Annotated in this window: 26 protein-coding genes; 5 read left to right on the top strand and 21 right to left on the bottom strand. The window is 57.9% G+C overall.

Going from position 1 to position 23897, the window contains the following annotated elements:
• Window positions 1-773 precede the first annotated feature (773 nt).
• The 4 genes from ACGHU1_RS02750 to ACGHU1_RS02735 are packed head-to-tail and all read left to right on the top strand — an operon-like array spanning window position 774 to window position 4617.
• Complete coding sequence (locus ACGHU1_RS02750; RefSeq protein ID WP_390583141.1) at window positions 774-1220, top strand: SxtJ family membrane protein; 447 nt, start codon at window positions 774-776, stop codon at window positions 1218-1220.
• A 10-nt stretch (window positions 1221-1230) separates the two neighbouring features.
• Window positions 1231-1380 (top strand): DUF5989 family protein, encoded by a 150-nt coding sequence (locus tag ACGHU1_RS02745; protein WP_390583139.1) that lies wholly within the window; start codon window positions 1231-1233, stop codon window positions 1378-1380.
• A 13-nt stretch (window positions 1381-1393) separates the two neighbouring features.
• Window positions 1394-3232 (top strand): carbamoyltransferase, encoded by a 1839-nt coding sequence (locus ACGHU1_RS02740; RefSeq protein ID WP_390583137.1) that lies wholly within the window; start codon window positions 1394-1396, stop codon window positions 3230-3232.
• The gene (locus ACGHU1_RS02735; protein WP_390583135.1) at window positions 3232-4617 is read left to right on the top strand and encodes a hypothetical protein; all 1386 of its coding nucleotides are present in this window, start codon (window positions 3232-3234) and stop codon (window positions 4615-4617) included. Before ACGHU1_RS02740 ends, ACGHU1_RS02735 begins: the two co-directional genes overlap by 1 nt.
• A 176-nt stretch (window positions 4618-4793) precedes the next feature.
• Here ACGHU1_RS02735 and ACGHU1_RS02730 read toward each other — a convergent pair whose 3' ends face one another.
• Genes ACGHU1_RS02730 through ACGHU1_RS02645 form a run of 18 tightly spaced genes read right to left on the bottom strand, consistent with a single transcriptional unit; the run spans window position 4794 to window position 19596 of the window.
• Complete coding sequence (locus ACGHU1_RS02730; RefSeq protein WP_390583133.1) at window positions 4794-5159, bottom strand: flagellar protein FliS; 366 nt, start codon at window positions 5157-5159, stop codon at window positions 4794-4796.
• Between the two features lies 1 nt (window position 5160).
• Window positions 5161-6594, bottom strand: coding sequence for a flagellar filament capping protein FliD (fliD, locus tag ACGHU1_RS02725; protein ID WP_390583131.1), 1434 nt, complete (start codon window positions 6592-6594; stop codon window positions 5161-5163).
• A gap of 30 nt (window positions 6595-6624) precedes the next feature.
• Entirely contained in the window at window positions 6625-7758 is a 1134-nt protein-coding gene (locus ACGHU1_RS02720) for a flagellar biosynthesis protein FlhB (RefSeq protein WP_390583129.1), read from the bottom strand.
• Window positions 7755-8537 carry a flagellar biosynthetic protein FliR gene (gene fliR, locus ACGHU1_RS02715; RefSeq protein ID WP_390583127.1) on the bottom strand — a complete coding sequence of 261 codons (783 nt, stop codon included), beginning with the start codon at window positions 8535-8537 and terminating at the stop codon, window positions 7755-7757. The genes ACGHU1_RS02720 and fliR overlap by 4 nt, the downstream gene beginning before the upstream one ends.
• Window positions 8534-8806, bottom strand: a complete 273-nt coding sequence (locus tag ACGHU1_RS02710) for a flagellar biosynthetic protein FliQ (RefSeq protein WP_390583125.1) — start codon at window positions 8804-8806, stop codon at window positions 8534-8536. The genes fliR and ACGHU1_RS02710 overlap by 4 nt, the downstream gene beginning before the upstream one ends.
• A 15-nt stretch (window positions 8807-8821) precedes the next feature.
• Entirely contained in the window at window positions 8822-9592 is a 771-nt protein-coding gene (gene fliP, locus ACGHU1_RS02705; protein ID WP_390583123.1) for a flagellar type III secretion system pore protein FliP, read from the bottom strand.
• Entirely contained in the window at window positions 9589-9885 is a 297-nt protein-coding gene (locus ACGHU1_RS02700; protein WP_390583121.1) for a flagellar biosynthetic protein FliO, read from the bottom strand. Before ACGHU1_RS02700 ends, fliP begins: the two co-directional genes overlap by 4 nt.
• Window positions 9885-10247: a FliM/FliN family flagellar motor switch protein gene (locus tag ACGHU1_RS02695; protein WP_390583119.1), complete on the bottom strand. Its 363-nt coding sequence runs from the start codon at window positions 10245-10247 to the stop codon at window positions 9885-9887. The genes ACGHU1_RS02700 and ACGHU1_RS02695 overlap by 1 nt, the downstream gene beginning before the upstream one ends.
• 17 nt (window positions 10248-10264) lie before the next feature.
• The gene (locus ACGHU1_RS02690; protein WP_390583117.1) at window positions 10265-11158 is read right to left on the bottom strand and encodes a FliM/FliN family flagellar motor C-terminal domain-containing protein; all 894 of its coding nucleotides are present in this window, start codon (window positions 11156-11158) and stop codon (window positions 10265-10267) included.
• Entirely contained in the window at window positions 11155-11739 is a 585-nt protein-coding gene (gene fliL, locus ACGHU1_RS02685) for a flagellar basal body-associated protein FliL (RefSeq protein ID WP_390583115.1), read from the bottom strand. The genes ACGHU1_RS02690 and fliL overlap by 4 nt, the downstream gene beginning before the upstream one ends.
• A gap of 32 nt (window positions 11740-11771) precedes the next feature.
• Complete coding sequence (locus ACGHU1_RS02680) at window positions 11772-13022, bottom strand: hypothetical protein (protein WP_390583113.1); 1251 nt, start codon at window positions 13020-13022, stop codon at window positions 11772-11774.
• Window positions 13023-13024: 2 nt separating this feature from the next.
• Window positions 13025-13483, bottom strand: a complete 459-nt coding sequence (locus ACGHU1_RS02675) for a hypothetical protein (RefSeq protein ID WP_390583111.1) — start codon at window positions 13481-13483, stop codon at window positions 13025-13027.
• Window positions 13476-14822: a FliI/YscN family ATPase gene (locus ACGHU1_RS02670; RefSeq protein WP_390583187.1), complete on the bottom strand. Its 1347-nt coding sequence runs from the start codon at window positions 14820-14822 to the stop codon at window positions 13476-13478. Before ACGHU1_RS02670 ends, ACGHU1_RS02675 begins: the two co-directional genes overlap by 8 nt.
• Window positions 14819-15430, bottom strand: coding sequence for a FliH/SctL family protein (locus tag ACGHU1_RS02665; protein ID WP_390583109.1), 612 nt, complete (start codon window positions 15428-15430; stop codon window positions 14819-14821). Before ACGHU1_RS02665 ends, ACGHU1_RS02670 begins: the two co-directional genes overlap by 4 nt.
• On the bottom strand, window positions 15414-16418 hold the full coding sequence (locus tag ACGHU1_RS02660; protein ID WP_390583107.1) for a flagellar motor switch protein FliG: 1005 nt from the start codon (window positions 16416-16418) through the stop codon (window positions 15414-15416). Before ACGHU1_RS02660 ends, ACGHU1_RS02665 begins: the two co-directional genes overlap by 17 nt.
• Window positions 16415-18061: a flagellar basal-body MS-ring/collar protein FliF gene (fliF, locus tag ACGHU1_RS02655; RefSeq protein ID WP_390583105.1), complete on the bottom strand. Its 1647-nt coding sequence runs from the start codon at window positions 18059-18061 to the stop codon at window positions 16415-16417. The genes ACGHU1_RS02660 and fliF overlap by 4 nt, the downstream gene beginning before the upstream one ends.
• Before the next feature lie 3 nt (window positions 18062-18064).
• Window positions 18065-18421, bottom strand: coding sequence for a flagellar hook-basal body complex protein FliE (fliE, locus tag ACGHU1_RS02650; protein WP_390583103.1), 357 nt, complete (start codon window positions 18419-18421; stop codon window positions 18065-18067).
• Window positions 18418-19596: a sigma-54 interaction domain-containing protein gene (locus ACGHU1_RS02645; protein WP_390583101.1), complete on the bottom strand. Its 1179-nt coding sequence runs from the start codon at window positions 19594-19596 to the stop codon at window positions 18418-18420. Before ACGHU1_RS02645 ends, fliE begins: the two co-directional genes overlap by 4 nt.
• A gap of 278 nt (window positions 19597-19874) precedes the next feature.
• On the opposite strand from ACGHU1_RS02645, the gene ACGHU1_RS02640 reads away from it, so the two are divergent.
• On the top strand, window positions 19875-20693 hold the full coding sequence (locus ACGHU1_RS02640; protein WP_390583099.1) for a flagellin: 819 nt from the start codon (window positions 19875-19877) through the stop codon (window positions 20691-20693).
• A 357-nt stretch (window positions 20694-21050) separates the two neighbouring features.
• On the opposite strand, the gene ACGHU1_RS02635 is transcribed toward ACGHU1_RS02640, so the two are convergent.
• The 3 genes from ACGHU1_RS02635 to motA form a co-directional block, all read right to left on the bottom strand.
• Window positions 21051-21926 carry an NAD-dependent epimerase/dehydratase family protein gene (locus tag ACGHU1_RS02635; protein ID WP_390583097.1) on the bottom strand — a complete coding sequence of 292 codons (876 nt, stop codon included), beginning with the start codon at window positions 21924-21926 and terminating at the stop codon, window positions 21051-21053.
• Between the two features lie 182 nt (window positions 21927-22108).
• Complete coding sequence (locus ACGHU1_RS02630; RefSeq protein ID WP_390583095.1) at window positions 22109-23005, bottom strand: flagellar motor protein MotB; 897 nt, start codon at window positions 23003-23005, stop codon at window positions 22109-22111.
• Window position 23006: 1 nt separating this feature from the next.
• The gene (gene motA, locus ACGHU1_RS02625) at window positions 23007-23870 is read right to left on the bottom strand and encodes a flagellar motor stator protein MotA (protein ID WP_390583093.1); all 864 of its coding nucleotides are present in this window, start codon (window positions 23868-23870) and stop codon (window positions 23007-23009) included.
• Between the last annotated feature and the right edge of the window lie 27 nt (window positions 23871-23897).

Raw genomic sequence — 23897 nt, 5'->3', positions numbered from 1 at the left:
CGGTGACTAAGATCTCGACTGGCTATGTCTTAGACTGGGGCGCGAAGCTGACATAGGAGTGGGATGATATTTCTCATAAGCTATGCTGCCAATCTCAAGCGGCTTGGCGAGATTTAGAAACGGTTCGTCGCAGGTGGGGGTACAGTTGGGGGTATCGCCCAGGCTAGATAGGGGAAAAATTCTTAATAACAATTACTTATATAGGAAATGCGTGTCCCTCCTCCGCTACCATTTCAACGATTGATATAACGCGATTTTCTCCAGATCGTCGCTCTAAACGTCCAAGGCGGTCGGGAAAGTCCGTTCTCCTTTAGAGCTTCCTAATGGCGGCTTACCCCAGCGCGCTACCCCTTTGATGATACGTGCTATCGAGGATCGAACTGACATCCTTGAAGGGATGGCCTGTGATTGTCGCTATCTCGGGCACGGTCCAGCCCGCTATCGCGCGCTGGGTCAGAACCTGCAGTTTGGGATGCGTTGATTAGCTTGCCAGCCTGATTCATCGTAACTCCAAAGAGTTAACTCCACTTGGATTTGATGCGATACTGAATTCCTGTGTCCTTGCGAGAGTACTTCTATAGTCTGTCGGTGGAGTATCGTGCGAGCCTATGATTAATTCGGTTCACTGGTCGCCTTGGTGAAACCGTTGATTTGGAATGGCTGCTGGAGTTTTGGGCTGATGTCCAGAAAAGCGGCAGCTTCCATCCAGTCCATTGGCAAGGATTACAATCCTGCCACCAGGCTCGAACAAGAGAATGCTCAAAGGGCATGAGGTGGCAGCTGTGGCAAAATTTGCACATGATAGATTCGAAGATCATCAAGAAATCGAAGGCTCTTCAGACCGTGGTTTTGGGCTAACGGTTGGCGGCATTCTAATCGCCATTGGATTGGTCAGATGGGCCTTTTTTGAAGCCGGTCTGACAAGCACGATTGCGTTCATGCTTCCCGGCGCACTTTTAGTCGTCTTTGCAGTGCTGCGGCCAATTCTTCTCGCCCCGCTCAACAAGTTCTGGATGAAATTGGGTTTGTTGTTGGCGAGCATCGTAAACCCCATTGTCATGGGGCTGATGTATCTTCTTTTGTTCGTGCCCATCGGGCTCGGCATGAAGCTGTTTGGCCGCGATGCTCTCCGAATGAAACGTCCAAGCGATGCTTCCACGCACTGGATCGAACGTGATCCTGCGGGGCCGCCTCCCGAAACCATGAAAAATCAATTTTGAAGGGCAGGATATGGATCTCGTCAAAGAACTTTGGGCATTTTTGAAAGCCAGAAAAAAGATATGGATGGCGCCAATCGTGGCCATCATGTTCCTGTTCGGGCTGCTTATCGTGCTAACGCAAGGCACGGCAATCACACCTTTCATCTACACAATTTTCTAAGGACTGCCGCTTCATGCGTATCCTCGGCTTGTCCGCGTTTTATCACGACAGCGCTGCTGCGCTAATCGAAGATGGAGTGATCGTCGCTGCGGCTCAGGAGGAGCGGTTCAGCCGCCGCAAACACGATCCACGCTTTCCCAGCTCAGCGGTCGAATATTGCCTATCGGAAGCGGGCTGCACGCTCGCCGGGATCGACCATGTCGTCTTTTATGAAAAACCGTTCCTGAAATTTGAGCGCCTGCTTGAATCCTATTTTGCAACGGCCCCGCGCGGTTTCAGCTCATTCCGGTTGGCGATCCCTTTGTGGATCAAGGACAAGCTTTTTCAGAAGAAGATGCTGCAAGATGAATTGCAAAAACTGTCGGGCGGGGACGCCTGGAACGCATCGCTTTTGTTTACCGAGCATCACCAGTCACATGCTGCCAGCGCATTTTATCCATCACCCTTCAAAAGCGCCGCTGTCCTGACGATGGACGGTGTTGGCGAATGGTGCACAACCTCGCTTGGTCATGGGTCAGGCAACAATTTTGAAATCCGAAAAGAGCTGCATTTCCCGCATTCTCTGGGACTGCTGTATTCCGCATTCACTTATTACACCGGTTTTCGGGTTAATTCTGGCGAATACAAAGTCATGGGGCTCGCGCCGTATGGAACCCCCCGGTATGTCCAAAAAATCCTCGATAATCTGATCCACGTAAACGAAGACGGCACGTTTCATATGGATCAGAAATACTTCAATTACACCAGTGGTTTAACGATGACGTCCAAGGCCTTTGATCGGCTGTTCGGCGGCCCGCCGCGCAAACCCGAAGATGAATTGACGCAGCGTGAAATGGATTTGGCGGCCTCTGTGCAAAAGGTCACTGAGATGATCGTTTTGCGCCTGGCAAAGTCAATTCAGGCCGACACGGGCGAGCGCAATTTGTGCCTTGCAGGCGGCGTCGCGCTCAATTGCGTGGCGAACGGCAAACTCCTGCGCGAAGGGATATTCGACAACATTTGGATTCAACCTGCGGCTGGCGACGCGGGCGGGGCGCTGGGCGCGGCTCTGTCAGCATGGCACCAGTTCCACGGTAAACCTCGCACCGTGCGCGAGGATGGCGGAGACACGATGGCAGGCTCTTATCTGGGCCCGTCGTTTGAGCAGACTGATATTGAAAGCCGTCTGCAAGCTATTGGCGCGAAATTCGACGTAATTGCTGAGCCAGATATGATTGAACGGACAGCTGACGCGCTGGCAGATGGGCATGCGGTCGGCTGGATGCAGGGGCGGATGGAATTCGGACCGCGCGCGCTGGGTGGACGATCCATATTGGGTGATCCACGCTCACCCAATATGCAGCGAACTCTCAATTTGAAGGTAAAATACCGGGAAAGTTTCCGCCCGTTTGCGCCTTCTGTGAAGCGCGAAAACGTCTCGGACTGGTTCGATCACGATAGCGACAGCCCTTATATGCTGATCGTCGGCGATGTGGCCGAAGATCGCCGGCTGGAAATGACCGATGAAGAGCAAAGCCTGTTCGGGATCGACAAGCTGAATGTTGCCCGGTCCAGTATTCCTGCAATCACTCATGTCGATTATTCCGCGCGTATCCAGACTGTCCATCACGAGACTAACCCGCGCTATTGGGATTTGCTGGACGCGTTTGAGAAACGCACCGATTGTCCGGTTGTGATCAACACAAGCTTCAATGTGCGCGGGGAACCTATCGTGTGCACTCCAGAAGATGCTTTTCGTTGCTTTATGGGGACAGGGCTTGATTATTTAGCGGTCGGCAACTGCGTGTTGACCAAAGATCAGCAGGACCCGGCCCTAGCGCAAGATTATAAGAACCAGTTCAAGCTGGACTGATGACCGCTATGACCACCAGCAAACAGGCGTCGAGCCCAGCAGCCTCCGGGGAAACACCGGCGTCGCCCAGCCGTTCTCTTGCCGCGCTGCTGTGCATTTTGCCGGCTCTCTACTTTACCGCGATAGCTGCCTATGGCCTCATAAATTTTTCGTCTTACGGCGCTGATGTTCCGCGATTTTTGCGCTACATCGCAGCACCGGGGGCGATCGCTTTGGCTTTGGTTGCAGCGGGTGTCTATTTGCCCGCACGCAAGAGCGCGAATTTGGGTCTCGCCTCATCCGCGATCCTCTTTACATTGCTGCTGGTAGAGGTGTTTCTGAACGCTCGGCTGGTGATGGCGATGTTCAGTATGGTTGGGATGCTCAGCGGGAGCACGGCTGACGGGAGTGAGGCCGCTCGGGGGCGTGACAGCATCCCGCCGATGTATTCGACCAAGCGGTTAAGCAGCGAACTTGGCGCAGAACAGTTGGACCAGGCCGTTCTTGGCGGGCTTCCCGGCAAAGAAGTCTTGCTCTGCTCGTACGATGGAAAGCCGTTGTACTACACGGCCGACCGGTATGGCTTTAACAATGACGACGCGGTTTACGCGCAACCGCTGGACGTGATGCTGGTAGGCGACTCTTTTGTTGAAGGGCATTGCCAGCCGAACCCGGACACTTTCGGCGGCCGATTGCGCGCGCTTCAACCGCAGACTGCCAGCATTGGAATGCGCTCCGGCGGGCCGCTGCTCGAACTTGCTCTTATTGGCCGATACGGTGCAGCTTTTGAGCCGGATTATGTCGTGATGGCTTTTTTTGAAGGCAATGATTGGCAGAACCTTGCGCGTGAAGCGGAAATGCCGTGGCTGAAACAAGGGCTAAACCCGGACGTTGATTTTGGTGATCCGAACCTTTCGGAGGAGCAAATTCGGCGATCTGAAGCCATCCTTAGCGAATGGTGGCAGGACGACGTTTCGGCTGGAACCGTCTTTTCAAAATCGTCATTCATAAGAAATATCTTCGCCTTGAACGAGGTTTGGGGACTTCTTGGTCTGGATTACCCACGTGTCACGCGCGATCAGCCAGTTTACGAAGATGTGCTGGCGCGGACAAAGCAAGTTACGGAAGGCTGGGGAGGGCGTTTGGCTCTCGTTTATATTCCGATGGACGCGCGCTTTCGCGGGTTATTCGATAAGTCTTTCGTTTATGACGGGCTTCGTTCTGATGTGCTGAATGCGGCGTCGCGGCAGCAGATTGATGTAATTGACCTGACCGACGTGTTTGAACAGTCGAGCGATCCGACATCGCTATATGCGCCTGATGCGCACTTCAGCTCGGAAGGCGCTGCAGTGGCCGCGGCGGCCGTGGATGGATGGATAGATTCATTGCAGAATACGGAAAAATAGACAAGCGACCTGCTGCGAACCGCGCTGGAAATCAGGACGTTTCTCTTTGAACAGGCGGATCTTGGCCCGCAATGTTCCTATCATCACGAACCAGTCGTCCGAGATCAAAGACAGAAAAGGAAGATGCTCCGATAAGTTGCAAAACAATCCCCCCAAAATGGTCTGATTACGAACGCTTATAGAATTTTAAGAATGTCATCCAAATCGGTTCCTACTCTGTCGATAACGTCCTGCCGATAATCGCTCAAAGCTCCGCGAACTGCGTGAATCGCTGATTCGTAGAGATGCAGCAAGGGTTCGCGCAAAGGGTTGGCTTGATCGACACCTTTGATCAACGCGGCGATGGCGGCAGAGGCTTTGGTTAAAGCCTCGTTTCGGACCGCGCGATTGCCCGTGCGGTTAGCAGGGCCCGCGCGGCTCAATTCGCCGATTGCTTTTTCTAGACAAACACGGGTCAGTCCGGCTCCGTCGGCGCCCTCGACCCGGGCGTCCAATTCGATCCGCCGGTATGTTTCGGATGGGTCTGAGAAACGCGCGATCATGTTAATTGTCCGGCTGCTTCCAGATCGCGATTTGCGACCGGATGAAACTTAGTGTTGAATTGGACTGCGAAATGTTGCGGTCGGCAGCGGCAAACTGTTTGACCATGCGTTCACGCAGGACTTCTTGTTGATCGGAGATTTTTGCCAGCTTTTCATCGTTCCTTTCAATCTGATCAGTGTATCGCGCAACCGATCCGGCCAGCGATCCCGGATCACCCGCAACCGACATGCTGCGGGCCAGACCGTCGATGGTCGCAAACACTCCGAAAAGCCCGGTTGTGAACATCGCAGCCGCACCATCGGGATTGGCTGAAAGCGTCTCGTTCAAACGTTCATCATTGAGCGCAAAGCTGCCGTTGCGGTTCACCGAAAGACCAAGATCACCCAGCGTGCTCGGCTCGCCAACACCCGCGTTGGGCATCACAACCACGCTGCTAAGACCCGAAAGTGCACGTTTCAGTGCGCGGGCACCCGGATCATTGCCCAGCTCACCGCCCAGCGCGGCCGCACTTGCCTGAAGTTCGCCTGTGATGTCGTTCAATGCGGCCACAAAGTCGTTCATAACGCCGCTGATCTGGCCTGAACGATCAGCAAATGAGATTGTCGTCGGCGCGCCGGGATTGGTGCCCGTCAAATCCAGCGTCAGCCCTTCGGGTAAATCAGTAATACGGTTGCTGGCGCTTCTCATCGCTATCGTGTCGAGGCTGAACAGCGCATCTTGGGCGCCCTGCCGTAACTGGCCGCTGTCGCTGGACGGGTCCCATGCCAGATACGACAAATCACCCGTTGTTGCAGAAGGTAGGGGCGCGGTGCTCTCTGCTTCGATGACAAAACCATTTTGTTCGCCATCTGCGCCTTTCAGCACCAATTGCGCGCCGTTTGTGCCATTGGCAACATAGGCTGTCACTCCTCTGTCTGCCGCGTTGATCTTACCAGCCAGCGTTTCGAGGGTGTCATCGGCAGCCACGGCGATCTCCACCGCAGGCTGCGCCGTTTCCTCTGAGAAGGTCGCACCATTTACCGCGCCAAAACGCAGCGTCAGTGTTCCCTCGCCGACGAGATCGGAACCGCTTGAATAGGCATTGAGCGCCAGCGTCTGGCTGGCGGCGAGCTGTGTCACTTCCAGATCGTAGCTGCCACTGGGGCTGGTGCCCGGGACAACCGATGGAGTTGCGACCGACGGGGCACCAATAATGGGGGCAGGTGCGAGGTCGCCGTTGCGTATCCTGTCACCCAAAGCTCCCGCCAACTGGGTCAATTGGTTACGCAGTACCGATGCCGAGGAAATCTGCGCCTCCAGCCGCTCGTTACGGGTTTCAAGCCGCTGGATTTGCGAGGCATAGCGAACCTCGGCCAGATCATTGGCGAGTTGGACCATATCCAGCCCGCTACCTGCGCCCAATCGGCTGACAACTGAAGAAACTGAACTATCCATGCTTTTTAGAACGGCACCGTGCGCGAGGTTTTAAGGCACGGAGGTTTTCCCTTTTGCGTCAAAACGCAGCGCGACAGGCACCTCGACATTTGGGCGTGGTGGATGCTCTCCGCGTTTGATGGAGTGCACGAACGCTATCAGCGCCGCGATGGCGATATACAGCTCCTCCCGCACGACTTGATGATCGCGTGTCGTGAAGTAAATCGAGCGGGCTAGCGCGGGATATTCGAGCACGGGCAGGCCGCGTTCCATCGCAAGTTCACGCATGGCCAACGCCTTTTCATCGCGTCCCTTGGCCAGCACGACCGGGGCGGGGGCGAGGGCGGGATCGTAGGTCATGGCGACTGCAAAATGGCTCGGGTTGGTCAGCAGGAACTGCGCTTCGTCCATCGCTCTCTTCACACCGCCGCGGGCAATCTCGCGCTGACGTTGGCGCTGGGCGGCGCGGTTTTCAGGCGAGCCTTCCGATTGCTTATTTTCGTCTCGCATTTCCTGATGCGTCATCTTCAGTCGGTTGGTCCGGCGCACAAACTGGATCGGCCAATCGATCATGGCGATAATCGCAAGGCCGAGCGCGAGCAACAAAACAAGCGACACCGCCGCATCCCATGCCGACGCGAGCTGAACCAGCAATTCGCCCCGCCCGAGACCAAGCAGGCCTGCCAGATTGCGGCTGCCCCACCACCATGCAATGCCGCCAAGCAGCGCGACTTTGAGCAAGCCTTTGCCAAGCTCGATCAGGCCCTGCGTGCCGAACATGCGTTTCAAACCCGAGCCAGGATTTATCCGCGATCCTTTGGGTTTGAGATTGTCGGTTTCGAAACGGCCGTCCCCGATCAGCAATTGCGATATGGCGGTTGCAACCAGGATGACTGTGCCGAAAATCAGAATGGGCGGAAGAATAGTATGCATGGCCGTCAGAAATACCGCTTCGGGTGTGAAATTTTCCAACGCACCGCGATCAAAGCGAAAACTCTGGCGCGCGACCGATTTGATAGCCTCCAGCAACCACGGGCCGCCAAATACGAGCCACGCGCCGCCGACGAAAATGGCGACCGCCGTACCAAGTTCTTTAGAGCGCAGAACGTCGCCTTTTTTGGAGGCATCGCGCTTGCGCTTTTCGGTAGGTTCGTAAGTCTTTTCGCCTGCGCCCTGCTCGCTCATCGGCTGATCAACTCGGCGGTTTGGAGAATGGCCATTTCAGACAGTTCAGCGAATTGTTCCGTCAAAATCGGCAGTGCGGCGATCAGAGCGGCGAGGCCTGCCATGACGCCTGCTGGCAGGCCCAGCGCGAACAGGTTTAGCGACGGAGCAGAACGGCTGAGAACGCCGGTGGCAAGCTGAACCAGCAGCAAAACCAGGATCACCGGTAGTGCAATCACTGCCGCTGTCAAAAACGCTAATCCGCCGAAATCTACAATCGACTTGGCCGAGGTAGCCGAGAACAAAGCATCGCCAGGCGGAAGCGCCCGGTAGCTTTCGATAACCAGCTCCAGCCAAAGCAAATGCGCGCCGAGTGCGAGGAAGATAAAGGTCAGCATCATACTGAAATACGATCCGACCACGCCGGATTGTGCGCCGCTATTGGGATCAATCGCGGTGGCAATGGCGAGGCCCATCGTGCCCGCGATCTGCTCCGCCGCGATCAGAGGCACGGCAAAGCTGATCTGCAACACAAATCCAAGCGCAAAACCGATCACGGCTTCCTGTAAGAGAGCAATAATCCCGCCTACCGAAAGCAGGTCAGGCATGGGCGGCAGCGGCACCCATGTGTGGATGAAGAACGCAATCGCCACGCCCAGAAACGCGCGCAATTGTGCTGGCACACCCATCGCGCCGAATAGCGGAGCAGCCATCATCGCCGCGCCGCAGCGGACGGACAGGAACAGCAGCGTCCACAGCTCCTGCTCTACCGCGCCAAATCCGAGGATTGCGAAATTCACCGCGCGATCATGCCGATCTGCTCGAAGATCTCGCCAAGGAAATCGCTGAGGATCATCATCATCGGACCGCCCATGAACACGAGCACAACCGCGATTACGGCCAGTTTTGGCACAAATGTGAGGGTCTGCTCATTTACCGAAGTCGCAGCTTGGATAATTCCGACCACCAGACCTACGGCAAGCGCGGCCAGCAGGATTGGGCCAGCGACCAGTGCGGTTGTCCAGAGCATTCGGTCGGTCAGGGCGAGCAGGGATGCGTCATCGTTCATGAAATTTCCCTCGAGTCAGGCAAAGCTAAGCGCGAGGGAGCCCATCAGCAGGGCCCAGCCATCGACCAGCACGAACAGCAGCAATTTGAACGGCAACGACACGATCGTCGGGCTGAGCATCATCATGCCAAGTGACATCAGGATGCTGGCCACCACAAGGTCGATCACAAGGAACGGCAGGAACAGCATAAATCCGATTTGGAACGCCGTTTGCAGTTCGCTGGTGACGAATGACGGCAGCAGGATCGAGAGCGGAATATCCTGAGGGGAATTGAACGCGCTGACCCCGGCAATATCGGCAAACATCGCAAGATTGGCCTCGCGCGTCTGGCGCAGCATGAAACTGTGAAATTGATCGCCAGCAATCGTGATGCCTTGCTCTGCGCCAATAGTCCCTGCGGCGTAGGGGATGATGGCGGCGGTGTTCACATCGGCCAAAGTGGGCGCCATGATAAAGAAGGACAGAAACAACGATAGGCCGACTAGAACCTGATTGGGCGGGCTTTGTTGCAGGCCGAGCGCCTGACGTAGAATCGACAGCACAATCAAAATTCGGGTGAAACTGGTCATCATCAGAACCAGCGCGGGCAGCATCGTCAGCAAGCCCATGAGCAGCAAGATTTGCAAAGACAGCGATAGCGGCTGGTCTTCGCCGCCCGCCGCATCGCTAAAGGCACGCTCTACCGCATCGCCCAGACCCGGCTGCGCCTGTGCAGTATCGGGTAAGAGCATCGCTACGGCGGTCAGAGCGGCGATTGCCGCGACCAGAAACGGGCGCCGGATCATGGTCTGTTCTCCAGCTCAATAGGCGCAGGTTTTGGCATCGGCGCGGCGACTTCGCCCAGGCGGGTGAGGCCCTGTTTTGTGCATCCGAGCAGGATTTCCCGGCCGCGAAATTCAATCACAGCGACCCGCATGCCGGGGCCGAGGAAACACGTTTCCACCAGCCGGATGGACCGCTGATTGCTTTCGCCTCTGGAAAGGCGCTGCTGCATCATCTTTGTCAGTTTTAAGCTACCCCAGATCAGCAGACCAAGGATCGGCAACAGCAAAGCCATTTTGGCAAGATACCAAATCATCAGGTTGCCTTCGCGCCGGGTTCGGCAGCCGTTGCGGGAGCCGCTTTAGATGCTTTTGGGGATGAAGCCTCTGCGCTTTCCTGCGCTGGCCACGCGATGGCTCCTGCGCTGTCAGCGTCGGACAACAGCTCCACAATGCGCAAAGCGAACTTGTTGCCCTGCGTCGTGACCTCGGCCTTGGCGATTTGGCGTCCATTGACCATCACATCGAGCAGCTCATCCGTTAGCCGGTCGAGCGGTACGACGCTGTCTTCGCCAAGAGCCAGAACATCGCGCAAGAGCATTTGTGTGCGGCCAAGTTCGACGCTCACACAGACCGTTACATTGCCGAGTATCTGAAAGGTGTTGGGTTGCGTAGTCATTATCCGGTTACCTTCGATCATGAAATGTCTGAGAGGCGCAGCGCGATCCGTTCATCGATCGTGCCAATGGCCCCGTGCGCGATGGTCTCGTCGCCCAGCCGCAGCGGTATTTTCCGTGCAGGGGCGATGGGCAGAACGTCGCCCGGAGACAGATTGGTAAGACGAGAAAGGGGCATTTGCATCTCTGCCAGCACCGCATGGAGCGGCAGCGGAATATCGCAGAAAGGGGCGCTGCCTGAAGTAACTTCCGGCTCTGCTTTAGGGGCGGGGCTTCCCGCACAGATCGCACCTGCACAAAGGAGTTTGAGATCGCTATCCACCAAAGCCAGCCGCATGCTCCAAGGCTCTGTGCCTTCCTGTTCGGCTTTGATTGTCCATGAGACACAGCTGTCTGTGTGTGCGAATGGCGGATGGCGTCTGAGATCGACGTTATGTTCGACAGAAATGGCGGCGTTTTGCATCTCTGCCGCTGCACACAGCGCCTGACCTGCCGCATCAGCCACTCGCTTCAGTGCAATCGCAGCTGACATGGGCAGGCTTTCCGGAACGCTACCTTCCAGATCACCGTCGCCGCCAAACAGCCGGTCTGTCAGAGAAACGCTGGTGGGCAGGTCAATCGACAACAGCGCGCCCGGCAGCCCGGTATCGGAGGTAATGATATAATTCGCATGGTTCGTATTGACTGCCTGCAATACGGTTTTCCCCGTAAGAGGTTTGCCGGGTTCGGATGAAATGCGCAGCCGTTTGCCAATCAACAACGATTGCATGCGATCCGGTAGCGCCCGGCAAACTGCGGCGATGAAATCTTGCGCCTCTTCGCCATCGTCGCCTTGCTTTTGCGCAAAGGCCAACAGTTCGGCGCAATGCTGCGCAGCGGGCCGTTCGGCCGTAAATTCCTGATCGCTTTTCATTGGATCAGAAATGTCTGGAAGTGGACAGCATCGACGCCGCCGAAGCCTTCTTGCTCGGTCAGCACTTCATTGATGGCTTTAGCCAGATTGTCCTTCAGCCGTTTCTTGCCCTCGACGGTGTAGACATCGTCTTCCGGCGTTGAAGCGAGAACCACAAGTATCGCCGATCGCACCGCAAGTTCATGCGCTTCGAGCCATTGGATGACGCGACCGTCATGGCGGGTCGAGGCGGCGAGGCTTAACTGGATCAGGCCCGACGAATCCTTGAGGTTGGATGTGAAGCTCTGCTCAAAATTGTAATAGAGTGTGCGGTAATCGCTTCCGCCTTCGCCGTGCACTATGCCAGCGCCGGAGCCTTTGTCGTCGGATGGAGGCGCGTAAGGATCATCCTCTCCCTTTGCGACGAGTTTCGGCAGATCTGGATCTGCTTTTTCCTCAGCCGATCCGATCAGGCCCGCCGCAAATGCGCCATAGGTGCCCCCTGACCCCAGGCCGAGTAGCACGACAGCGGCGATCAAAATCTTGACCTTCCCGCCTTTGGGTTTTGCATCTTCGGTTTCTTCTGGTTTCGATTTTGCCATGTTTCAAAAGTCCGTTTTGTTTCTATGCCAAGTCAGGCGAACGTGCCGCGCTCACTTGGAGACTGGGGATGTTGTTCGTGATGTGGTTGATCGATCATCCCGTCCTGGCTGCGGCGCGGATCGGACTGTTGTTCTTGCTCACCGCGTTCTCCACGTCCGCCGTGTTCGCCGTGTTCGCCATTATGCGACCATGGTCCGTCGCGCCCATGCCCAGAGGTTTGGGATTGTTCAGTTTGCGATGCATTCTGCACGTGCTGTACTGCTTGCGCCCGCTCGGCGAGGGCGGCTTGCGCGGCGGGTGCAAAGCCGGGATCGCGGCTGCTCACCACCGCCTTCACGTCCGCATCCGATCGGTCGATATGCAGCGCAACAGCACCGAATTCTGCATGCCTCAGGATCATATCGCCGCGCGCAGCCCGGCCGTTTTCACGTGCCTGCACAAGATTGTCGATCAGGGTTTCCAATGGCCGCGCCGTGTCGATCAACGCGGAGGTGGGGGATGCTGGGGAAGGGGAGTTGGGTGCCGGCGTTGAAGCTGTCAGCGCGATTTCCACGGAATGATGAGGCGCGCTTTCGGCGCGGGCAGGGGCAATTGGGGCCGGTTCTGCTGCACGTGAGCTTGCTGCTGCGTTCGCTTGCGCCAGCTGCTTTGCCGCTTCCGGCATGGCTCGCTGCTGCGTTGATTGATCGCTTGGCATGACGAACCTTGGGGTCGCGGCGGCGTTCGTGCTGTTTTGCGCTTCGGAAGGCTCTGCGGCATTCAGGGGTGAGGGTACGGCAATCTCGTTACTTTGCGGCGCGGCGGTTTTGAGCACGGCAGCCGCTTCGGTAGATGCAGCCCCGCTTGCAAATTTTTGCGGAAAGTTTCTTGCAGGTTTGTGAGCGTCAGGATGGCGATTTTCGGGTCCGGGACGCGCATTGAACTGGAGGTCCGGTTTGGCTGGATCAGGCGATTGCTCGCTCGGTATCGTAACCGTGGTTTCAGGCGCTTGGCGGGCATCCTGAAATACCGGCAATCCGTCCATCAACGCGGGCGGCAAGGATTTGCCGCTTAGCTCAATGAGTGCGGCACGATCCGGCAAAAGACTGCCGTCTGGTCCAACGGGAACGGGCGAGCCAAGCGGATCAGGCTGTGCTTCGCCGCTTGGTTCTTCACCCTCCGCATCGCTTAAAAGCATTGAGAAAAACGATTTTGTATCGATATCTTGGGGTAAAATTGATGCAGCCTCTCCGGAATTGGGAGGTATCGGGCCGCGCGCTCCATCAAGTGCAAAAATGTTCAAGGTTATTCCCCGGTTTGGCCAGTTGCGGTGTCTTCTTCGTTCTGCAACCTTCGTGCCAAACTAGTGGCTGTGGAGGCTATGCGTTGCTCCGCTTTGGAAATGGCAAGCACTCGTGCTTCGCGATATCGTTGGCTGGCGGTCTCAAGGCTGCGATTGGCCTGAGCAAAATTGTCGGTTGCCGCTTCGGTGGCTGCGCGGGCTTGATCGCCCATTGCCTCTGCAGAGCGCGCAAGCGCCGCAATCTGGCTGCCGAAGTGGGCGCGGGCGGCCAGATCATCGGCGGTCATCTGATGGTTCAGCGCCGAATAATCGGAAGCCATCGTTTCGCTGCGCTTCGCAAGATTGGTTAGCCTGCGATCTTCACTCTGCGCGCCAGCAAGGGCCGCCAACGCCAGACGGCGCTGGACCGTGCGAAGACGCTTCAACCGGCCAAACATGGCAAGCTTCGCCTGATCAACCATGATCGCCCATCAGCTCCAAAAGCGATGCAATAGAGGGTCCAAGCCCGATCACGTCATCGGCGTCTTGCCGCAAAAATGCATCAAGATGCGGCTTGAGCGCCATTGCGGTATCGAGCTGGGGATCGGCACCCTCGCGGTAGGCTCCCATCAGCACCAGATCGCGATTGGCCTGATAGTTCGAGATAAGCGAGCGCAGTGCGCGCGCCGCTGTCCGGTGTTCCGGCGCGATCAACGGGTCCATGACGCGGCTGAGCGAGGCGGGAACGTCAATCGCGGGAAAGTGCCCCTGCTGCGCGAGATCGCGGGACAGCACGATATGCCCGTCTAGAATTGCACGCGCGGTATCGACGACCGGATCATCCTGATCATCACCATCGGCCAGCACAGTGTAGAGCCCGGTGATAGCGCCGCCGCTGGTGGCCGAATTGCCTGCGCGCTCAACCAGCCGCGTGATCGCGGCGAGCGCGGACGGGGGATAACCGCGCGCTGCGCCGGGCTCACCCAACAAAAAGCCAATCTCTCGGGCCGCATGGGCAACACGTGTCAAGCTGTCCATGATGAGCAGCACACGCCGCCCCCGGTTGCGGAAATATTCTGCGATTGCGCAGGCGAACTGCGCACCGCGTAGCCGCAAATTGGGCGCATTGTCGGCAGGAACCGCAATCAGGACAGTGCGCTCCGCATCTGGCCCGTGCATATGGCGGCGCACGAAATCGGAAACCTCGCGGGCGCGCTCTCCGATCAGGGCGATGACTTTGACATCGGCCTGCGATCCGCCTGCGATCATATCAATCAGCACGGATTTACCGACGCCAGAACCGGCGAGAATACCGAGCCTCTGCCCGATACCCATCGTGGTCAGCGCGTTCATTGCCCGCACACCGCAATCAAATGGTTCAGCGACAGAGCTACGCTCAAGCGCGAGCTCCCGCCGTCCGCCAAGCGGCCAGAATGTATTGCAACGCGGCCTCGCTTTGCCGTCAATCGGACGCCCGCTGCCATCCAGAGCGCGCCCCAGCAGAGCGTCTCCCAGATGTACCATGCCCGGTTCACCCGTTGCGCGCACCTTTGCGCCCGGATGGAGCAGGACTGTATCGCCGAGCAGCATCATAATGCTGCGCCCGGCGCGAAAACCGATAATTTCGGCGGTGCATTCGGCGTCTTCGCCAGCTTCTCCACTATCGGCTTCGATCCGGCACAGGGTGCCAATCGGCGCGGGCAATCCGGACACTTCGATCAGGCCGCCGTCGCATGAAATGACGCGGCCAAATCGCACAGGATCAATGTTGATCCGCGCGTTTTCCATTTTGCGCAACTCGTGTTCGAGCAGTCCCATCATGGTCGGAGGGCCTGAATAATGGCGCTGCGCCATGTATCGGGGCCGTCGCGGACCAATCCATCCGGCCCTTCCAATCGTAATGCCCCGCGTTTCAGATCGGCATCAGGCTCAATTGCCCATTGGGCTGCAAATGTTTCGTCTAGTAAATCAATGTCATCAGGGTTCAGGTGAAGACGGCATTTTGCTGGTGCTTCTGCGAGCATTGCGACGGCCTCAGCGCATCTTTGTTCCAGCGCGGCGCGCTCAATCAAATGCGGTTCGATTACCTGCGTGCAAAGGCGCACGACCATTTCGGCCAGCTGCTGCCGCAACACATCTTGCGCGGCTTCATCTAACTGCGTGAAGGCCAACGAAAGCACCTGCCTATCGCGGTTTTGCTGTTGCTGTTCTTCGTTTGCTGCAACGCGGCCAGCCGCTTCGCCCCGCGAGAATGCGTCTGCAATCGCATCCGCTTGTGTTTCTGCGGGGTTTGGCACGGTTTGCTGCGTGGAAGGGAAATGAGGCAAGCCGGAGTGGGGGATGAAACCCTGGCTTGCCTCAAGGTTGCCAATCCAATCGGGGATTGGCGGGGGTGCGGTTTCGGCGGAGAGGTCAGACAAATTCGCCATCGCTCGCCCCGATTGAAATTTCGCCATCATCCGCTAGCTTGCGGGCGAGATCGATGATTGTTTTTTGGGCGTCCGTTACATCGCTGCGGCGCAGTTTCGGCAGAAGTTCGATCTCGTCGCGGACACCATCGGCGGCGCGGCTCGACATGGCGGCAAAGAAGGGTTCCTGCCCTTCCTCATCCAGTCCTTTAAGCGCGGTGACGAGATGCTGGTTATCGACGTCTCGAAGTAGGCGGGCCATGTCCTTGGCATCCAGTTCGAGCAGCATTTCAAACGTGAACATTTCCGCTTCGATAGCGCGCGCAAGGTCCGCATCGCGTTTCTCAATTGCGGGCAGGACTTGCTGACCCACATCGGGGGCGGCGAGATTAATAAGATTGGCGGCCTCGCGCGCGCCTCCCAGAGTAAGCGCGGCGGTACCAAACCGGTTGGCAATACGTTCGGCGAGCAGTTGGTCGAGCATACTGACAGTATCGCTAGAGATTTGGCCCATGCGCGCGATCCGTTCAACCACGCGTGGACGGACTTCCTCGCCAAGGCTTGCGAGAATTTGCGCGGCGGTTTCAGCCTCCAGCATCAACAGCAGGATGGCGATTACCTGAGGTTGTTCTTCCTCAATCAGGCTGAACAGGATGGCGGGAGACAACCAGCGGGCGATTTCGATACTGCGCGGCATGGCATCGGGCGCGATGCGCTGCATCAGGCTTTCGCCTTTCACAGGGCCAACCGCTTGCGAAATCAGCGCGCTGACCCTTTGCTGCCGATCATCCAAAGGCAGACCTTCGATTTCTGCCTCCGCGACAAAGCCGGCGATCGCATCGGCGACCTTGCCCGGAGCAATCTCGCCAAGCGCGCACATCGTTGTTCCCACCAGCTGCAGTTCGTCCGGCTGCAACTGCCCAAGTAAGCCCGCGGCTTCCTGATCTTCGAGCAGCATCAGGAAAACGGCGGCGCATTCTGCCGTAGTGAGCGGGGAATAGCTGGTCATCGCGCGCCGCCGTTTTGGGGGCTGATTAGCATACGTTGAAGCGCAGAAACGGCGCGGTCAGGCTGTTCTGTCGCCAATCGGCGGGCGAGCGCGACCTGTTCTCTCAGATTCTCCGGCGCGGCCAGCTGGGCCTGTGATCCAGCCACCGGCGCTGCGATGATTTCGCCTGTTTCAGGATCGAGGTCTTGCTCCGCTTCGTCAGCTGCACCTTCTGAAGCGCCCTTCTTATCGCCGCGCAGGATCGCAAGCAGCGGTCTTACGCCCAACAGCAAGACCAGCAGCAAGGCGATCAGACCGCCGCCATATCGAAGCGCCATCGAAAACCAGCGCGTTTCGTAGAACGGTAGATCCGCGATTACCGCAGGCGGGAAAGCGCCAACCAAAACAGTGACAGTGTCACCGCGATCAGGATCCGCGCCGACGGCGGTTTCAATCAATTGCTGTAGCTTCGCTTCATCGGCGGGCGCGATTTTTTGCAAAGCTTCTTCGCTGACGGCAACTGCGACAGATAGCCGCGCAATGCCGCCGGGCCGTGTGCTGGTAACGGCGACTTCGCGGCCCAGCGCGTAACTACGCTGCGCGCTGCTTTCTGTGTCGCTGGCTTCGTTGGCTTGCTCAGCCTCTCCACCCGCTGGCGCCTCGTTGACAAGCTCGGCAGGCTCCGGGGGAGTGTTGGCGAGCACACCTGGAACGCCGCCAACCTGCTGACCGGCCCCGCGCACCGAAAGCGTTTCCGCCTCGTTACGCAGTGCTCCTTCTTTGTCGTAGCTTTCCCGCGCCGAAGTGCTTTCCTGCATATCGAGTGCAACCTGAACTTCGGTCGAGAAATTGCCCGCGCCCAGCATCGGGATAAGCAGCTTACTTAATTGATCCCGGAATTTGCCTTCAAACTCGCGCTGCAATGTCAGCCCGCTACCGTCATCTTTGCCGGTTTCCGAAAGCAATTGCCCGTTTTGGTCGACCACGCGGACATCCGCAGATGACAAGTCGGGCACAGACCCCGCCACCAGGTTCACGATGGCATCAACCTGACTTTTGTCGAGATTGTGACCCCGCGCGAGCCGCAGCATGACCGATGCACTCGGCGCCGAATTTTCGCGCACAAACACGCTGCGTTCTGGCGTGGCCAGATGCACGCGCACAGCTTCTATTCCATCAATTTCGGCAATCGTCGTGGTCAGTTCGCGTTCGCGCGCGAGACGCATACGCTCCCCTTCCAAGGTGCGGCTTGCGCCGAGCGGAATATTGTTCAGCATATCGCTGCCGGTTTCAGGAACGGCCAACGCGCCATTGCTCGCGACCAGCATGCGGGCGCGGTAAAGATCATCTTCCGCCACCATCAAGGTGCCGGTCGCGCCGTCAATGTCGAATGACACACCGCCCGTTTCGAGAGTTTCGACCACTTGCGCGCGCTCGCCGTCGGAAAGCGATGAATACAAAACTCGCTGAGGTCCGGATGATAGGCCAAGATAAAGCGCGCCCGCCAGACCAATCGCGCCAAGCCCCGCCAGCGCGGGCAAGCTTTTGCGCAGCGCGGGTTGATCTATAAATGCACCAAATTTGCCGCCCAGACCGCCATCGGTCAGACGCTCCAGCGTGGGTCCGGATTTTATGGGCAAATCAGAAGTTTGGGCTTCGGCCATTTATCAGGCCCCCATCCGCATGATGTCTTGGTAGGCTGACAGCAGCTTGTTGCGGACTTGCAAGGTTGCCTCGAACGCGACGCCTGATTCCTGACGCGCGAGCATCACCTGAGCGATATCGGTCACTTCACCGCGTTCATAAGCGGCGGCGAGTTCGCTTGAACGGGACTGCGCGGCGTTCACCTCTTGAACGGCGGATTTGAGCGTCCCGGCAAAGTCCGGCTGTCCGGCCTGCGCCGGTTTGGCTGCTGCGCCGCCGTCCGGCGTGCGAAGCGATTTGAGCGTGTCGCTGCGATCCAGTATCTGCTGACGCAGTGCAATGATGTCCTGCACGCCTGCACCTGATCCTACGGGGTTCATGATGCGGCCCCAGCAACGGCCAGACCGGCATCGCGCATATCAGCGAGGCGATAGCGCAATGTGCGTTCCGAAATGCCCAGCTTGCGCGCGGTCGCGCCGCGCTTGCCGCCGCATTCATCCAGGGTGCGCAGGATCGCATTCGCTTCGCTGCGAAAAGCAATATCTGACAGGCTTTTGTCGTCTGCGATCAGCGTTTCCGCGTGCTCAACCATCCGCGCAGGCCGATCAAACCGGATATGCTCCGCCTCAATCGAAGGCGCATCACCGGCGAGCAGGATGGCGCGGCGCATGACATTTTCCAGCTCGCGCACATTGCCGGGCCACGGATGGCGCTTCAGCTGAGCAAGAGCATCGGATGCGATCCAGCGTGGACCCCGATCCGCCTCGCTGTGGCGCAGCAACATGCCAAACGCCAGCGGCGCAATATCTCCGGGCCGCTCCCGCAAAGCCCGCAGCGTCAGTGGGAAGACATTCAGCCTGTAATACAAATCTTCGCGGAAACGGCCCTGTTCAACTTCGTGCGGCAGTTCGCGGTTGGTGCAGGCGATAATGCGCACATCAACCGGAACAGGTTTGGTCGCGCCCAGAGGCACCACTTCGCCTTCCTGCAGGGCGCGTAGCAATTTCGATTGGAGCGCGATTGGCATTTCACCGATCTCGTCGAGCAGCAGCGTGCCCCCGTCGGCTGCACGGAAGAACCCCTCATGCGCTTCGCTCGCTCCGGTGAACGCGCCTTTGCGGTGGCCGAATAACAGGGCCTCCAGCATGGCTTCGGGCATGGCTGCGCAATTGACAGCGATAAACGGTCCGCTGCAGCGCGGGCTGGTGTTGTGCAGGTAGCGTGCGAGAACTTCTTTGCCAGTGCCCGTCGGCCCCTCAACCAGAACCGGGATCGTGCTGGCTGCAACTTGCTCTGCCAGCGCGAGCAGCGCGAGTGTTTCGTTATCGCCGGCAATCGGCATTCCGGCTGCGGCAGAGCTAGCCAGCAAAGCTGCGCTCGCTGACGCGAGATCATCGAGATTGTATGTGAGATGCACCTTGGCTGGGCCCATCCGTGTCAAAGCAGGTGTGTCGGCCTGCGCAGCAATCACAACGCGGTCATCGCGGCGGTGCGGCACATCGCCTTCGTCTGCATCGATCCAGTGCAATCCGCCTGTTTTCGCCGGGTTCGCCATGACAGGCGCGACCCTATTGAAAAGCAGTGCATGTTTTTTTTGCGCATTCTGAGTTGTAAAATGCTGGCTCATCAGTGCCCCCTGTTAACCACAAGTCGTGGGGAGCGAGATCGGCCTTCAACGTCTAAAGCTGCGGTAATTTAAGCCTTCGTATGAATACCTAACCCCTGATCCGGCTTCGGCCCCGATTGCCGCTTAAACATTTTGGCGAGCCCCCGTTCTGGTTTGTGGCAGCCGCAACTCGAAACGGGCTGCGGTAACAATTCAGGAGACCACACATGACTGTAATCAACACCAATATCAGCGCCCTCAAAGCAGCGAACGCATCGGGTGAAGCCAACCGTATGATGGGCGTCGCGATGGAGCGCCTTTCCACTGGTCAGCGCATCAACGGCGCAAAAGACGACGCGGCAGGCCTCGCCATTGCGACCACCATGACAAGCGACATCCGCGCGATGAACCAAGGCATTCGCAACTCGAATGATGGCATCGCTCTTGCGCAGACAGCAGAGGGCGCTTTGGACGAGGTTACCAACATGCTGCAGCGCGTGCGTGAACTGGCGGTGCAATCACGCACCGGCACTTATGATGCGACCGACCGCGGATATATGGATGCGGAAGTTGACGAGCTGCAGGCGCAGATTGGCGATATTCTCGCGAACACCGAATTTAATGGCGTCACTCTGTTCAGCACCACGGCTGGCACCGACGTTACAGTCGACATCGCTACCAGCGCGACCGAAACCGTCACGCTCACCAGCTCTGCCATTGATGGCACAAATATCAGCGCGACTGCGCTCGATGTGAACACGGCGGCGCTTGCAACGACCACCATTACGAACGTCGACAGCGCGCTGGATGAAGTGAGCGCAACCCGCGCCTCGCTCGGTGCCGGTCAGAACCGCCTCGAATCCGCGATCAGCAACCTGACCACGAATTCGACCAACCTGTCTGACGCTCGGTCGCGCATTATGGACACGGACTACTCGGCCGAGACTACCGCTCTCGCCAAGTCCCAGATCCTGAGCCAGGCATCCACCGCGATGCTGGCACAGGCCAACCAGAGCAGCCAGAACGTACTCTCACTGCTGCGTTAAAACGCAATTCTCCTTAACTGGAGACCTCCGAGGCCCGGTATCCCTGAAAAGGGATGCCGGGTTTTGTGGTTTAGGCGAAGCTTCCATGTCTGCTTGTATTTGGTGGAGCCGCCCGGGAAGCGTCAGCAGCGGCGGCGCGTGCCGACTGCTTGGCCGAGACACGACATGGCCTCGTTTCAGCCATCAAGTGCCTGATCGTGGCCGCCGGCGGTACGGGCTCGTAGGACAGCTTCAACGCTCCCTAGGCCGTGTCAGAACGCTGTAATTGGAATGACTTCAATCGGAAATTGGCCCTTACCAACGGGAAGACCGCAATTGGGGTGGATTCCAGAAGGTCGGCTATGGCGCGATCGTAGCTCAGCCCGCAACTGAAGAGGCGAGCTGGATCATCGATAGCTTCTCATCGACTACGTCGGCGTAGCCAAGTTCCTCCCTGATCTTCGATGTTTTCACCGCGTATTGCTGTTGGTATTCGAAAGGTGGTGGAATTGCCTCGCCCGGCTGTCTCTTGGGTAACCATGAAAGCCGTTCACCCATTGTTGGCGTATTTGCCTCGCCAACATTGAAGATGGAGCAACGCGCGCCGGGATGTCGTGCGGCCAATGTGATCGCTGCTGCAACATTCTCCACATGACCGTGCGTCCACCGCCATTCTGGGTTGGCTCTAAAGCCATAAACAGTCGAAAGATCGCTGTTGTCTTCCGGGCCATAGACCTTCGGTAAGCGCAAGATAGTCCAATCGAGATCAGTCGCTGCCCGAATGGCTTGTTCTGCCAAAATCTTTTCGTAATTGTGCGCCCACGCGCCCAGCATCTCCTCGTATCCCCGGTAGGGAAACATGATCGTCCTAAGCGCCGATGCTTCGGTCAGTGGCATCGGTTCAACGGGGCCCGGCTCTCGTTTGGTCAGACGACCATAGGCAAGATATACGTCGGCACTCGAGACCATCACAAGTCTGCCCGCCCGACCGGCAAAGTGCGCGGCTGCAGCCCTCCCGTCAGCCTCACCCATCGCGACCATATGCACCACTACGTCCCAATCGGTCTGGAGCGAAGCGGGAAATTTCGTGATGGGATACGCTGCAAGAGGATCGGTGAAGTGTGTTACATCCGGCAATAATGGATTTGCGGTTTTGCCGCGATGAAAGACTGTGACTTCGGCTCCAGCTTCATTAAGTGCCCGAACCACATGGGCACCGATGAAGCGAGTTCCACCAATGACCAGAGCTTTCATCGATCTCTTACCCTTTTCTTGGGATTTACGTTGCCGCAATTAGGGGTCAAGTACAACCAATGCGGCACGTTTGCGACCATACTGCGAGCGACCGCAATTGGGTCGCCTGCTGACAGTCGACAATCAGGGGAATGAACCAGCGAGGGGGACCTTTTTTCCGATATCCTAAATCCCCCAATCCCCTAATCCAAAATCAACACCGAAATGCGCCGGTTCCTGGGATCGGCCGGGTTGTCTTTTACCAGCAATTCCCTGTCCGCTACGCCCTCGATGCGGGCAAAGCGTAGCTCGGGTAGGCCTTGGCGCATCAGCTCCTGGCGGGTGGCTTCGGCGCGGCCTGCGCTTAGCGACCAGTTGTTTGCCTTCACGCCCGGTTTCCATTTCAGCGCATCGGTATGCCCGCGCACGATTAGCGCGGCGCCGTTTGTGGGGCCACCCGATCCCAGCGTCTCGGCGATAACTCCGATCAGCTCACGCGCCTCGGGGACGAGTACGGTTGTGCCCAGCGCGAACATCGAAAAATCGGCATCATCGACCAGATCAATCCTGACACCCTCCGGCGTGCGCATCACGCGGACCTGCCGGATGAGTTTGCGCAGCCGCTCTTTCTCTTGCAGTTTCCGCTCGATCATTTCCTTCATCGCCCGCCTGCGCGCTTCGGCCTGAGCGGCCTTTTCCGCAGCGGACGGCGCGCCGTCTTTATGCGCGCCTCCGGTGGCGGAGCGCGGGATGGTGATGGCCTGATTTCCGGTTTGTCCGGCGGCGTTGGGGTAATTGTCCGCATCCACGATGGACGACCCGCCCAGCATTCCGTCCGACCCGGCGCTTTGTTCTTTCAATTTGACGAGGGTCGGCGTGAAGTAATCGGCGAGGCCTTTGCGCTGGTCCTCTGTAGTCGCGCCAAGCAGCCACAAGAGCAGGAAGAACGCCATCATCGCGGTGACGAAATCGGCATAGGCGACCTTCCAAGCTCCGCCATGGTGGCCGGCTTCCTGTATGGTAATTTTCTTCACGATAATCGGTGCCAAGGCGGCGGGCGGGGCGTCTTGATCGGCGGTGGGTACAGGCGCGGTCGCCATCTTATTTGCCCCGCATCATATCGAGCATTTCGGTCAGCTTGGGCCGGTGCGCAGGCGGCAATCCGCTGCGCGCAGCCTCCAGCACGAGCGGCTGGGGATAGCCGTGGAGGCTCGCGATGATGACCTGTTTGATTGAGTGGAAAATCTGCGCGTCGTGCGCATTGACCTGTTTCAGCCGCCCCGCCATCGGGCCGACCAAACCATAGGCCAGCAGCACGCCCAAAAACGTGCCCACCAGCGCTGCGCCGATCATCTTGCCCAGCACTTCGGGCGGTTCATTGATCGAACCCATCGTCTTGATCACTCCCAAGACGGCGGCCACGATCCCAAGTGCGGGCAGGCCATCAGACAAGGTCTGAAGCGCATGGGCAGGCTCATCCATTTCATGCAACTGCGCTTTGATAGCGCTGTCCATGACATCCTCGACCGCGTGGGTTTCCAATGTGCCGCTGGAGACGACCATCAGGGTCAATGCGTCGCAGATGAGGTTGACCACAACCGGGTCGGATTGAAGGTTGGGGTATTCGGAAAAGATCGCGGAATTTTCCGGCTCGGTCACATGGCTTTCTAACGCCACCGCTCCATCGGAGCGCAGCACTTTCATCAGCTTGCTCGACAGCGCGATGGCATCGATGTGATCTTCGTTGGAATATTTCGGCCCTTTGAACACTTTTGCAAAGCCGCCGCCGATCAGTTTCAGTTCGTGCAGGGAATTACCGATCACCATTGCGCCGATGGCTGCGCCGCCAATGATCATAATCTCGAACGGTAGCGCGACTAGGATCGGCCCGAGCGAACCGCCCGCGAGCACAAACCCGCCGAACACCATGATAAGCAGGATGACTATCCCGGCTGCTGCAAACATTGCTCGTGTCCTTTCGGCCCGAAGGCG

This window comes from Erythrobacter sp. MTPC3, from assembly GCF_042854385.1.
In the GTDB taxonomy this organism is placed as follows: domain Bacteria; phylum Pseudomonadota; class Alphaproteobacteria; order Sphingomonadales; family Sphingomonadaceae; genus Erythrobacter.
This window is presented reverse-complemented; position numbering and strand designations above follow the sequence as displayed.